The organism is Bradyrhizobium sp. USDA 223, from assembly GCF_044909005.1.
GTDB lineage: Bacteria > Pseudomonadota > Alphaproteobacteria > Rhizobiales > Xanthobacteraceae > Bradyrhizobium > Bradyrhizobium yuanmingense.
Map to the genome: position 1 here is coordinate 5755139 of NZ_JBIYDR010000001.1, position 12292 is coordinate 5767430.

General features: G+C 64.1%; 10 protein-coding genes. 6 read left to right on the forward strand and 4 right to left on the reverse strand.

Annotation, left to right across the window (positions count from 1 at the left end):
• Positions 1–274: 274 nt before the first annotated feature.
• A complete protein-coding gene (locus tag ABIA40_RS26780; RefSeq protein WP_404544088.1) occupies positions 275–1090 on the forward strand; it encodes a DUF2076 domain-containing protein in 816 nt (271 codons plus the stop codon).
• A 649-nt stretch (positions 1091–1739) separates the two neighbouring features.
• Here the strand turns inward: ABIA40_RS26780 and ABIA40_RS26785 are convergent.
• Positions 1740–2570 carry a L,D-transpeptidase gene (locus ABIA40_RS26785; protein ID WP_271539149.1) on the reverse strand — a complete coding sequence of 277 codons (831 nt, stop codon included), beginning with the start codon at positions 2568–2570 and terminating at the stop codon, positions 1740–1742.
• Positions 2571–2886: 316 nt separating this feature from the next.
• Here ABIA40_RS26785 and ABIA40_RS26790 point away from each other — a divergent pair, with 316 nt between their 5' ends.
• Positions 2887–3672, forward strand: a complete 786-nt coding sequence (locus ABIA40_RS26790) for a protein phosphatase CheZ (protein ID WP_109145353.1) — start codon at positions 2887–2889, stop codon at positions 3670–3672.
• 183 nt (positions 3673–3855) lie between these two features.
• On the opposite strand, the gene ABIA40_RS26795 is transcribed toward ABIA40_RS26790, so the two are convergent.
• Complete coding sequence (locus ABIA40_RS26795; RefSeq protein ID WP_404544090.1) at positions 3856–4377, reverse strand: hypothetical protein; 522 nt, start codon at positions 4375–4377, stop codon at positions 3856–3858.
• 314 nt (positions 4378–4691) lie between these two features.
• Here ABIA40_RS26795 and groES point away from each other — a divergent pair, with 314 nt between their 5' ends.
• The 3 genes from groES (at position 4692) to ABIA40_RS26810 (ending at position 8140) form a co-directional block, all read left to right on the forward strand.
• On the forward strand, positions 4692–4988 hold the full coding sequence (groES, locus tag ABIA40_RS26800; RefSeq protein WP_025033779.1) for a co-chaperone GroES: 297 nt from the start codon (positions 4692–4694) through the stop codon (positions 4986–4988).
• A gap of 118 nt (positions 4989–5106) precedes the next feature.
• Complete coding sequence (gene groL / locus ABIA40_RS26805) at positions 5107–6738, forward strand: chaperonin GroEL (RefSeq protein ID WP_036014289.1); 1632 nt, start codon at positions 5107–5109, stop codon at positions 6736–6738.
• A 196-nt stretch (positions 6739–6934) separates the two neighbouring features.
• On the forward strand, positions 6935–8140 hold the full coding sequence (locus ABIA40_RS26810) for a hypothetical protein (protein WP_404544093.1): 1206 nt from the start codon (positions 6935–6937) through the stop codon (positions 8138–8140).
• 124 nt (positions 8141–8264) lie between these two features.
• Here ABIA40_RS26810 and ABIA40_RS26815 read toward each other — a convergent pair whose 3' ends face one another.
• Complete coding sequence (locus tag ABIA40_RS26815; protein WP_404544095.1) at positions 8265–8624, reverse strand: META domain-containing protein; 360 nt, start codon at positions 8622–8624, stop codon at positions 8265–8267.
• Positions 8625–9016: 392 nt separating this feature from the next.
• On the opposite strand from ABIA40_RS26815, the gene ABIA40_RS26820 reads away from it, so the two are divergent.
• The gene (locus ABIA40_RS26820) at positions 9017–10768 is read left to right on the forward strand and encodes an ABC transporter ATP-binding protein/permease (RefSeq protein ID WP_404544098.1); all 1752 of its coding nucleotides are present in this window, start codon (positions 9017–9019) and stop codon (positions 10766–10768) included.
• Positions 10769–10895: 127 nt separating this feature from the next.
• Here the strand turns inward: ABIA40_RS26820 and ABIA40_RS26825 are convergent, their stop codons facing one another.
• A complete protein-coding gene (locus ABIA40_RS26825) occupies positions 10896–11909 on the reverse strand; it encodes a TorF family putative porin (RefSeq protein WP_128264864.1) in 1014 nt (337 codons plus the stop codon).
• Positions 11910–12292: the final 383 nt, after the last annotated feature.

The window sequence follows — 12292 nt, forward strand, 5'->3', positions numbered from 1 at the left end:
TTTTTCCAGAGCTACCAGGCTGGCGTTTTTCACTGACGGAGACGTCTTTCGGCGTTTACCGGGCTGAAGGCTTCCACGACGACGGTCGCTCCGTCAGCCGCATGGGGCACGACGTCCCACTTCTGATCAAGGAAACCGCCGAAGACGCGAGAAATCTGCCGAAGCGGCGAGGCAGCTTGTCGCATACCGAAATTTAATCCGGCCGGCACTGTTGGGGCCATAATGGAACCCTACATCTCCTCTCGCGCTTGGTTTGGCGCGAAGGAGACAGATCATGACGCCGCAGGAACGCCAGCTCGTCGACGACCTTTTTGACCGGCTTTCTAAGCTCGAGAATGCACCGCGCGATCCCGATGCGATTGCCGCGATCTCCGACGGCCTGCGCAAGGCGCCCGGCGCCATCTACGCGCTGGTGCAGACCACGCTGGTGCAGGACGAAGCGCTGAAGCGCGCCAATGCCCGCATCCAGGAGCTGGAAGCGGCCCACGCGCCCGAGCAGGCGCAGTCCGGCGGCTTCCTCGACACCATGCGCGACACATTGTTTGGCGGCGGCCCGTCCCGCGGCTCGGTGCCGAATGTGCCGCAGCGTGAGCAGCGTCCGGCTTGGAATACCGGACAGGCGATGCCGCAAGGCCAGCCGGGTTACGGCGCGCCGCCTTACGGACAGGCTTACGGCCAAGGTCCGGGTCAGGGCGCTCCGCCGATCGGCGGTGGCGGCGGCTCGTTCCTCGGCACGGCGGCGGCGGCCGCAGCCGGCGTCGTCGGCGGCTCGCTGCTGCTCTCGAGCATCCGCGGCATGATGGGCGGATCGCACCAGCAGGGTTTTGGCGACAGCAACGCGCTCGGCGACCGCAGCGCTGGTGGAAGTCCTTGGGGCGGCGGCGATCAGTCCGGCGGCTCGCTGGCGCGCGAGGCCGGCCTCGATGACATCGGCTCGAACCGGGAATCCCGCCAGGGCTTCTTCGACCAGGCGTCGAACGAGCGCGACAACTACGACCAGAACTACGGCAACGATCACGACGACAGCTTCGACACGGCCGACAACAGCGATTTCGGCGGCGACGACGACGGCGGCAGCGATTACGCGTAGGCCATTCGACCGACAGATGTGGAACGGCCGCCTCCGGGCGGCCGATTTCTGTTCAAGCAGAGCTCGACGCACTTCTGCTCTGCCACCACACGCCATGATGCCATTCGATATAATATGACTAGTGCGTGCGTTGTCGGACAGCACCGTGCAAAACGTCACGAGGTGCGCCTGACTTCACCATACCGAGCGAAATCGTCCTCCGACACACGCCGCCGTAGACTCCCGGATTTCCAAATTTGGACATGGGTGTTCAATTGGAAGAACACATTGCTTATGCCACACATCGTGGCTGCCTCTCTTGGCTACAGTCGGGGGTTTTAAGAATGAGTTCACTTCAACAGCGCATCGCGACCCTGAGCGACGTCACGACCCATCTCATCACCGAATTGTACGAGTTGGAGGGACTGCACGAGCGCCTCAGGAAGGCAGAGCTGTCGGTGCGGCGGCTGAACCGCTCGGCTCGCGCACCGCATTCGGCTTCATCAACTCGTCCTCGCCGCTCCGCTGTCCTTCGTCCCGGGTCGAGGCACCGTCATCGGACGTAGGACTATTCAGGCAGACGTTTGGCGGCGGCAGCGTCCCTTCGACGCCGCGCATTTCGAGCCGACGCGGCACCCGGACTTGATCGCTCCATCGAGCGCATGACGCTTCACAACACCACGACCTTGGTGCCGACATTGACGCGGCCATAGAGGTCGATGACGTCCTCGTTGCGCATGCGGATGCAGCCGGAGGAGACGTTGGTGCCGATGGTCCAGGGCTCGTTGGAGCCGTGGATGCGATAGAGCGTCGATCCCAGGTACATCGCACGGGCACCGAGCGGATTTTCCGGGCCGCCTTCCATGTGCCTGGGCAGATCGGGCCGGCGCGCGAGCATTTCCGCCGGCGGCGTCCAGTCCGGCCATTCGCGCTTGGCGGTGATCGATTTCACGCCGGACCAGGTGAAGCCGGGACGACCGACGCCGATGCCGTAGCGCAATGCCCGGCCGTTGCCCTCGACGAGATAGAGGAACTTGTTCGGCGTATCGACTACGATCGTGCCGGGACTTTCCTTGCCGCTATAGTCAACGAGTTGTTTCTCGAATTTCGGATCGAACGGACGCTGCCGCGGATCGACCGCCTCCTGCTGCGGAGACGCGCCCTGCTGATATCCGCCTTGTTGATACCCACCTTGCATCTGCGGCTCGCCCATCGGGGGCAGGCGCCGCTGGTCGTAATAGCCCGGCTGCTGCTGATACACCGGCCGCTCCGGCGCGTAGGCCGGGCCGCGGCCGGGGCCATCGCCGAACAGGAATTCGATGAAGCCGCCGCCCATGTTGGAATGGGACGCCACGCGCACCGGCGCCGGCGGCACGCGCGGCTGGTACAGCACCGCGGGCGGATCGTTCGGCACGCTGTTGTCGAAGGCGCCTGCGTCGTTCGCGCCGGCCATGAAGGTGCAAGCGCTGCCGAGCAGCGCGACAGACATTTTCTTGAACATCGACGTACTCTGTACTGTTTCGTCTAGATCACATGCGTCGTGGAGAGCCGGTGGCTGATCCGCGCTCTTCGACGTGGTCAATAAAAAGCAAAAGCCGTTTTGTTTGGTAAACGGACAGCGCGTTTGGATTCACCACGTCGCGAGTGCGCCTGCAATTTGGCGATCAGCGTTTATTTTCGATGAACGCCGCGCGGTGATGGTTAATCGCTTCTTTGCGCCGCGTCGCGCGCGGCCGATCAGCAGTTCCTGCTGTGAACTTCGTGTTAAATCGCTTCTGTCTACAAAGACGCGTGAGTGAGGTGGGGGGAGTATCCTGATGGCTGTTCACCGCAAGCGTTTTCGCGTCGAAGATATCGTCGGTGGCGAGATGCCCATTGTAGACGTAACTGAAGAGGCACTCCCGATGCATAGCGAGATCATGGCCGAGCTTCGCGCGATCCGCGCCCAGATGGCAAAGGGCATCGTCGCGGCCCCGCTGTCCGGCAGCGCTGCCATGGCGGCGATCGACGCCTCGACCGCGCACGAGCTTGCCGAAGCGCGCACCATGCTCGAGACCTACCGGGCGCAGATCGAGCAGTGCGAGAAGCTGAAGGTCGAGCTCGACCTCATCCACGACGCCATCGACCGCACCAAGCGCGAGATCGCGACGCTGCACGGCAAGAGCTTCGACGGCGGCGAGATGGCCAAGGTCAACGGCGAGCTCGGCGCCGTGGTCGGCGGCACCGAGCAGGCGACCCAGCAGATCCTCGAAGCCGCGGAATCGATCGACCAGGCCGCCAGCGCGATGTCCAAGGTGGACTCGATCGATCAGCAGAAGCGCCTTGCCGACGACATTCAGGAACGCGTCATCTCGATCTTCGAAGCCTGCAACTTCCAGGACCTGACCGGCCAGCGCATCAGCAAGGTCATGGGCACGATGAAGTTCATCGAGCAGCACATCAACGCGATGATGGAGATCTGGGGCGGCGTCGACGCGATCAAGTCCCATGTGCCGGCGCAGGTCGACAATCGCAGCGAGGAGGAGAAGCTCCTCAACGGCCCCAAGCTCGCCGGCGACGTCGGCCACGCCTCGCAGGACGACATCGACGCGCTGTTCGACTGAGCGGGGGCGATATAGGAATAACAAAACGCCGGCCTTGGGCCGGCGTTTTTTGTTTAGGACCCCTCCGCTGTCATCGTCCGGCTTGACCGGACGATCCAGTATTCCAGAGGCATCAGTGATTGAGCCGGGAAGCCGCGGCATACTGGATGCCCCGCCTTGGCGGGGCATGACGAAGGAGAGATATTACGCCCTGGGCGCGCAGCGGACGTAGACCATGTTGCCGTAGCGGGTGCCGGCGTCCTTGTCGATGAAGCGGGTGATCATGACGCGACCGTCGAAGGAGACGATTTCGCGGTCCTGGTCGCCGGGGGTCGGGCCGGCCGGCCCGATGTAGTTCTTGCCGCTCGGCGAGCCCTTCAGCCGCAGCTCCTGCGGCGTCGCCTGGTCGGCGAGATGCATGATCACGCCACCGGAGGAACCGGCGGTGATCACGTAGGGGTTTCTGCATTGCTCGCGCGCCATCTTCTCGGTGCGGGCGCGATCGGCCGGGTTCTGGAACGAGGCGAGGCCCCAGCGGCCGACGATCTCGTCGGCGCGGATGCTGGCGGGCATTTCCGGAGCGACGCCAGGTTCGGCTTCGGGCGGCGGCGGGGACGACGTGAGGGACGGCAGGTTGAAGCCGCCGCCGCAGGCGCCCAGCAGCAGCGCCAGACAAGAGACGACCGCCAGATTGGCAACCGTGCGCGCGTGAGCCGAACTGATCATGGCATTCCCCCGAACAAGACCATGGCCGCACCCCTCCCGCAGCCAAGCGCAAAACCGCTGCCGGAGCAATGACGTCGTTCTCTACGGCGACGCCCCGAGCGAGTTTCCAATGCCACCATCCTATATCCGCCTCAACAATCGCTTAACCACCTTTGCTTGACAGGATCGCGGCCAAGCCATATTTCCGGACCCACTATTAGCACTCGGAAAGCCCGATTGCTAAGCGCGCCGTTCGATCCTCGACGCGAGGGCGGACGGAAGCGCCGCCCCACCGACCCCACTACTTCCGAAGCGAGCCTCCAAAGGGAAACGTCATGGCTAAATCCAAATTTCGTCCGCTGCATGACCGTGTCGTGGTCAAACGTATCGACGCCGAGGAAAAGACCAAGGGCGGCATCATCATTCCGGACACGGCCAAGGAAAAGCCGTCCCAAGGCGAGGTCGTCGCCGTCGGCCCCGGCGGCCGCGACGAGACCGGCAAGCTGATCCCGATCGACCTCAAGGTCGGCGACCGCGTGCTGTTCGGCAAGTGGTCGGGCACCGAGGTCAAGATCGACAACGAAGAGCTCCTGATCATGAAGGAGTCGGACATCATGGGCGTGCTGGCCTAAGGCCGTCCGCCTGAACAGCCGCTGAATGTCATGCCCGGATCCAGGCGATCCGGGCATCCATCGTTCCGCCGCACGGCACAAGACAACACACATCACATAACACGAGGGATTGCAGACCATGGCTGCCAAAGACGTCAAGTTTTCCGGAGACGCGCGCGATCGCATGCTGCGCGGCGTCGACGTTCTCGCCAACGCCGTCAAGGTGACGCTCGGCCCCAAGGGCCGCAACGTCGTCATCGAGAAGAGCTTCGGCGCCCCCCGCATCACCAAGGACGGCGTCACGGTCGCCAAGGAGATCGAGCTCGAGGACAAGTTCGAGAACATGGGCGCCCAGATGGTGCGTGAGGTCGCCTCCAAGACCAACGACCTCGCCGGCGACGGCACCACCACCGCGACCGTGCTGGCCCAGGCCATCGTGCGCGAAGGCGCCAAGGCAGTCGCCGCCGGCATGAACCCGATGGACCTCAAGCGCGGCATCGACACCGCGGTTGCCGCCGTCATCAAGGACATCGAGAAGCGCGCCAAGCCGGTCGCCGCCTCCTCCGAGGTCGCCCAGGTCGGCACCATCTCGGCCAACGGCGATGCCGCCATCGGCAAGATGATCGCCCAGGCGATGCAGAAGGTCGGCAACGAGGGCGTCATCACCGTCGAGGAGAACAAGTCGCTCGAGACCGAGGTTGATATCGTCGAGGGCATGAAGTTCGACCGCGGTTATCTCAGCCCCTACTTCGTCACCAACGCCGAGAAGATGACCGCCGAGCTCGAGGACGCCTACATCCTCCTGCACGAGAAGAAGCTCTCGGGCCTGCAGGCCATGCTGCCGGTGCTGGAGGCCGTGGTGCAGTCGGGCAAGCCGCTCGTCATCATCGCCGAGGACGTCGAGGGCGAGGCGCTGGCTACCCTGGTCGTCAACCGGCTCCGTGGCGGCCTGAAGGTGGCCGCGGTGAAGGCGCCGGGCTTCGGTGACCGCCGCAAGGCCATGCTGGAGGACATCGCGATCCTGACCGGCGGCCAGCTGATCTCCGAGGAGCTCGGCATCAAGCTCGAGAACGTCACGGTGAAGATGCTCGGCCGCGCCAAGAAGGTGGTGATCGACAAGGAGAACACCACGATCGTCAACGGCGCCGGCAAGAAGCCTGACATCGAGGCCCGCGTCGGCCAGATCAAGGCCCAGATCGAGGAGACCACCTCGGACTACGACCGCGAGAAGCTGCAGGAGCGCCTCGCCAAGCTCGCCGGCGGCGTCGCGGTGATCCGCGTCGGCGGCGCCACCGAGATCGAGGTCAAGGAGAAGAAGGACCGGGTCGAGGATGCGCTCAACGCCACCCGCGCCGCGGTTCAGGAAGGTATCGTCCCCGGCGGCGGCGTCGCGCTGCTCCGCGCCAAGAAGGCGGTCGGCCGTCTCACCAACGCCAATGACGACGTCCAGGCCGGCATCAACATCGTGCTGAAGGCGCTGGAAGCCCCGATTCGCCAGATCTCCGAGAACGCCGGCGTGGAAGGCTCGATCGTGGTCGGCAAGATCCTGGAGAACAAGTCCGAGACCTTCGGCTTCGACGCCCAGAACGAGGACTATGTCGACATGGTCGAGAAGGGCATCATCGATCCCGCCAAGGTGGTGCGCACCGCGCTGCAGGACGCCTCCTCCGTGGCCGGCCTCCTGGTGACCACCGAGGCCATGGTCGCCGAGATGCCGAAGAAGGAAGCTCCGCCCGCCATGCCCCCCGGCGGCGGCATGGGCGGCTTCTAAGCCTTCCGTTCCGTGACAGAGTTGCGAAGGCCGCCTCCGGGCGGCCTTCTTTTTTGCCGACCCTGCCCGTTTCGCTTTCCGATTCAACCAGCGGCCAAAACCCACTACGGTGGCGCGCCGATTCTGATTGTTTGGGCATGATCCTCAGACCGCTTCACGCTTTCCGGATCATGGCCGTTGCGCGAGGATGTCATCGATGCGTGCGCTTCTGGTTTGCTCCACGGCCGTTCTGGCCCTGCTCGCCGTTCCGCCGCAGGCCTCCGCCCAGATGAAGCTGTCGCCGAAGGCGACCGCGCCGGGCGGAGCCGAGACGCGCTATTTCACCGCGATGGACGGGCTGATGGACGGCAATGCCGACGTGATCCTGAAGGAGACGCGCCAGGGCAAGACGCTGACCGCGGCGGTGCTCGACGTCTGCTACCCCATCGCGAAAAACTCCGACCGCAAGGACCGCTTCGTCGTCAACCTCCAGGTCGCCGGCCAGACGCTGACCGGAACGACGCAGAGCATCAGTGAGAAGTCGCCGGTCAGCGTCAAGCTGACGCGCAAGCAGTCCGGCGACATGTTTGAATTCCGCGGCCAGATCGCGATCGGCCAGGCGGTGACCGAAGTGACCTCGCCGGACAATTCCGATCTCAGCGAAAAGGAATTCCTGGACAGTCAGAGCTCCGACGACGGCATCACGGCGCAGCCAAAGGATTTCACCGACGTCTCGCCGGAAGCGATCGCGGTCAAGGTCAAGCTCGACGCCGCGACCGAGTTCCTGAAGAGCCTGAAGGGCCAGGAGGTCGAGGTGACGCTGGCGAGCCTCAATGTCGGCTGCGACGCGCTGCGCGCGGGCGAGCAGACCATCACCATGTCGGTCGATCCCGAGCGCGCCGGCGCGCTGCTGGCGAAATTCAAGGCGATGCCGGGCGTCACGGCCGCAGGCTGGACCGCAGGCATGACCGAGATGGACCGCACCATCCGCTTCCCTGCGGCCGACTGGCGCGAGGGCGACAAGATCAACAAGGGCAAGCTTGCAACGGCGGTGGCGAGCGTGCTGAGCAGGACGCTCGCCGCAAAGGCGGTCACGCAAAACTTCAACCCGGCCACCGGCAGGCTCAAGCTGGTGTTCAAGCGGCCGAACCAGGACTTCCCGGCACTCGAGCTCACCGACACGATCGAGGTCGCAGGCCTGGTCTCGCCCGACAAGCCGGGCACCACGGACAAGCTCATGCTCTGGATCGGCAGCCCGGCGACCACGACGGCCGACGAGGGCAGCGGGGCCAGGCTCAATCTGTCCGACGATGCGAGCCTCGACGAAGAAGGCGATCTGCCCGACGACAACGGCGCGATCGAGGCGCTCGTCAAGGAGCTGAAGGGCCAGCGCTGGGACGCCGACAAGTCGGTGTGGAAGTAGGCTGAGACAGCCACCGCTGTCATCGCCCGGCTTGACCGGGCGATCCAGTATTCCGAGACAGCAGCGATGGAATCGATAGGTGCGGCGTACTGGATTCCTCGCCTTCGCGGGGAATGACAGAGACCTAATTCCCCGTCGTCCTGAAGCGCAGCGGCTTCGGGCCGATTAGCGTCAGCACGTCGCCCTGGCGCTTCCAGGTCTCGACGCTGCCGAGGGCTGCGACGAGCTCGTCGTCGGCCTGCGCTCTCGCCGGCGGACAGTTGCGGTTCTCGATCTGGCCGGGCACGAAGATCACGGTGTTGCCGGCGACCGAGAACTGGCCCTTGCCGCCCTTGCACCAGAGCTCCAGCACGACCTCGCCATTGTCGCCGATCTCGATGTTGGGAATCCGCTTCGAGCCTGCCTGCGGCAACGCCTCCAGCGTCATCTCGGTGCCGAACGGAAACCCCTCCTGGGCACGCGCGAGTGTGGACATCGCGAACATTGCAACCGCCGCACACAGAACGAAACCATGAGACCTCTCGACCGACCTGACTTGCCGCACCTTCTATGAGACGGCGGGGGCGTTGAGAAGGTTCGCGCATGGTCGATGCGGGCGCACCGGCATGGCGAAGCCCGGGGCGCCTCGAACGCCGAACGAGAAAGCGAGCCGCGCCGCAAAATTCGCGCATGCGGCGGTTCCCGGCCGCTCACAAGGTCGCGAAATCCCGGAGCACCCTGCCCCGCACCGGCGGGCACCATGCTAGGGTTGCTGGCTGCGACAATCCAACGCAAATTGCAGAACTTGCGACTTTCGTCTAAGCGCGCCCATTTCCGCCATCGCCTCAGCTATTTGGCTCTGGGCATCGTGCACATCCCCTGAGGAGATCCAGCTCTGTGAACAACATCCGCGCCACGCTCGCGATCGTCTGGCGAATCGCCATCCCTTATTTCCGGTCAGAGGACAAATGGGCCGGCCGCGGCCTGCTCGCCGCGGTGATCGTGATCGAACTGCTGCTGGTCGCCATCGATGTGCTCGTGAACCAATGGTACAGCCGCTTCTACAACTATCTCCAGGAGCGCGACTGGAACGGCTTCGTCTGGGAGCTGGGCGTCTTCACATTGCTCGCGAGCGCCAGCGTCGCGCTTTCCGTCTACCAGCTCTATCTCAATCAGTGGCTCCAGATTCGCTGGCGGCAATGGCTGACGCGTCATTATCTCGGCGAATGGCTGAATAGCGCGACCCACTATCGGATGCAGCTCAAGGGCGATGCGGCCGACAACCCGGACCAGCGCATCACCGACGACGTCCGCAGTTTCGTCGAGCAGACGCTCAATATCGGCATCGGACTGCTCTCCTCGATCGTCACGCTGCTCTCGTTCGTGGTTATTCTGTGGGGGCTGTCGAACGCGGCACCGCTGCATATCTCCGGCATCGACTTTCCCATCCCCGGCTATTTGGTATGGGCGGCGCTCGTCTACGCGATCTTCGGCACACTGCTCACGCACTGGATCGGTTCGCCTCTGGTCAATCTCAATTTCGAGCAGCAGCGCTACGAGGCCGACTTCCGCTTCAACCTCGTCCGCGTGCGCGAGAACTCCGAACAGATTGCGCTGCTCAAGGGCGAAGGCGCCGAACGCGAACGACTGCTGCTCCGCTACGGCTATGTCGTCGGCAATTGGTACGCGATCATGAGCCGGACCAAGCGTCTGACTGCCTTCACGGCGAGCTATTCCCAAGCCGCCGTGATCTTCCCCTTCATCCTCACTGCGCCTGCCTATTTCGCCGGTAAGATTCAACTTGGGGGGATGGTGCAGACCGGGTCCGCGTTCGGCAGCGTGCAGAAGGCCCTGTCCTTCTTCGTGACCGCCTACCGATCCCTGGCCGAATGGCGTGCGGTGGTTGCCCGCCTCGATGGCTTCGAAATGTCGGTCGCCTCGGCGGTCAATCTGCCGGCACATGAGCCTGCCATCGCGCTGGAGGTCGCCGGCCGCCATATCGACCTCGAGCAGCTCTGCGTGAACCTGCCCAACGGCACGCCGCTGGTCGCCGCCAAGGCCTTCACCATTCAGGCCTCGGAGCGCGTGCTGGTGACCGGACCGTCCGGCTCCGGCAAATCCACGCTGTTCCGGGCCATCGCCGGCATCTGGCCGTTCGGCACCGGCACGGTTGTGGTCCCGGAAAAGGCAAAGCTGATGATGCTGCCGCAGCGGCCCTATTTCTCGGTCGGCGTGTTGCGCGATGCCGTGGTCTATCCGGCAGCGCCGGGCGCGTTCGACGCCGCGCAGGTCCGCGAGGCCCTGATCGCGGTCGGGCTGCCCGATCTCGCCGAGCGGCTGGACGAGGACGGCCATTGGAACAGGATGCTCTCGCTCGGCGAGCAGCAGCGTCTCGGGCTTGCGCGCGCGCTGCTGCATGCGCCGGACTATCTGTTCCTGGACGAAGCCACCGCCTCGCTCGACGAGCCGTCGGAAGCCCGGCTCTACCGGCTGCTGACGGAGAGACTGCCGCAGGCCACCATCGTCTCGATCGGCCACCGCTCGACGCTCGATGCCTTCCACACCCGCAAGGTGGCCCTGGTGAAGGACGGTGCGATCCACGTCGGCGGCGGCGAGCGGAGTGCGGTGGAGCCGAGCGCCGCACGCTGAGGCGAGCGCTGTGTGGCCGCTGGTCATCAAGTTCGAGTCGGGTCAAGCCCGGCCATGACGGCGTGGAGAAAAGCAAAAGGGCGGCAGGTTGCCCTGCCGCCCTCGCGAAGTCGTTTCGGGAGGAAGCTTACTTCAGATTGCTCATCGCCGTCAGGTCGAACGAGAGCTTGGCCACGCCGGCCGCGCTGCACCAGTTGGAGCCGAAGCCGCCCGGGTTGATGGGGGTGAAGCTTCCGGTGAACTTCGCGGTGTGATCGCTGGTCAAGGCGTTGCAGTCGCCCTTGTTCAGGTCGGTGTCGTGATAGCGCAGATCGAGCGTGAACACCTTGTAGGTGAAGCCGACGCCGACGTTCCAGGTGTTATAGCTCGGCTCCTTGATGCCGTTCGCATAAACCGGATCGCCCGCGATGCCGTAGAAGATGTCGGAAGTGCCGAACCACTGCCGGCCGAACTCACCCGACACATACATGCCGACGCCGCTGGCACCGAAGATCGTGCTCGGGGCGGTCCACTTGGCGGTGATCGAGGCGTAATTGCCCCAGGCGCCGAGGTTCAGGAAGTTCGGCGAGTAATACTCGTTGAAGCCGACCGTCCACTGATCGTTGATGACGACGTTCAGCTTGGCGTAGGCTTCGAAGAAGCTGGCGTCCTTCTTGGCGAAGTTGCCGTTGATGGGAAGGCCGATCGCGCCCTGCGAGTAGTCGATGTCGCCGCCACAATTGCCCTGAGCCAAGGTGCCCTGCGAGCCGAAGCATTGTCCGCCCGGATAGAGGTAGCCCCAGAGACCGAAGTCGAAGGCGAACATGCCGAAGGTCGGGCGGATACCGCCGTAGAAGTCGACTTCCGCCGCAGCGCGGTTCGGGAAGGAGATGCTCGAGGCGGACGTACCGACGTAGAGCTGCAAGTCCTTGGTGACGTTGTAGCGAGGCTCGAAATAGGCCGTGACGGCCGGCTTATGGTTCGACTGGGTGATGCCGCGGAAGACGTAATCGCTCATGATGCCGCCGCCGAAGGCGATATCCCAAGGATCGAACGCCGGGGGCGGCGGGGCCTTCAATGCCTTCACGCGCAGATCTGCCGCGAACGCCGAACCCGTCGTCACCATTGCCAGCGCCGTTGCCAACAAAGCCACTTTTTTCATTTCGGTCCCCATCTACCCGTTCTTACTTAGCAGTCGCCCCCGGAAGCCCCCCGGGCATGCGGCCTACCTGCAAAATTGCGTCACTGCGGCAATTTGGATCGATGGACAGGAACCGTGAAGCAAAAAGCACGAGCATCTGCCGACTTTTTAGGCGTTTTGACGAATTCACGAAAGGTTGTCAGGCTGTGTGGCTTCTCGATCACATTATTTGCATTCCAAGGTGCAGTGCAGACCCGTGTAAACCCGGGGATCGCCAGGCGGCGTGACACCTTCGCTACGAATCAGGCTGGGCCCCGCACGGCGGCCGACGGGGCCGCTCGCCGCGATGCAAAAAGGCCGCAGCACCGGGGTGCCGCGGCCTTCTCGTTACAATCCCAAGTAAC

Bases quoted from the DNA above. Each gene is read 5' to 3' on its own strand.
- ABIA40_RS26785 (WP_271539149.1), bottom strand. From the start codon at position 2,570: ATGTTCAAGAAAATGTCTGTCGCGCTGCTCGGCAGCGCTTGCACCTTC.
- groES (WP_025033779.1), top strand. From the start codon at position 4,692: ATGGCTAAATCCAAATTTCGTCCGCTGCATGACCGTGTCGTGGTCAAA.
- ABIA40_RS26810 (WP_404544093.1), top strand. From the start codon at position 6,935: ATGCGTGCGCTTCTGGTTTGCTCCACGGCCGTTCTGGCCCTGCTCGCC.
- groL (WP_036014289.1), top strand. From the start codon at position 5,107: ATGGCTGCCAAAGACGTCAAGTTTTCCGGAGACGCGCGCGATCGCATG.
- ABIA40_RS26815 (WP_404544095.1), bottom strand. From the start codon at position 8,624: ATGTTCGCGATGTCCACACTCGCGCGTGCCCAGGAGGGGTTTCCGTTC.
- ABIA40_RS26790 (WP_109145353.1), top strand. From the start codon at position 2,887: ATGGCTGTTCACCGCAAGCGTTTTCGCGTCGAAGATATCGTCGGTGGC.
- ABIA40_RS26825 (WP_128264864.1), bottom strand. From the start codon at position 11,909: ATGAAAAAAGTGGCTTTGTTGGCAACGGCGCTGGCAATGGTGACGACG.
- ABIA40_RS26780 (WP_404544088.1), top strand. From the start codon at position 275: ATGACGCCGCAGGAACGCCAGCTCGTCGACGACCTTTTTGACCGGCTT.
- ABIA40_RS26795 (WP_404544090.1), bottom strand. From the start codon at position 4,377: ATGATCAGTTCGGCTCACGCGCGCACGGTTGCCAATCTGGCGGTCGTC.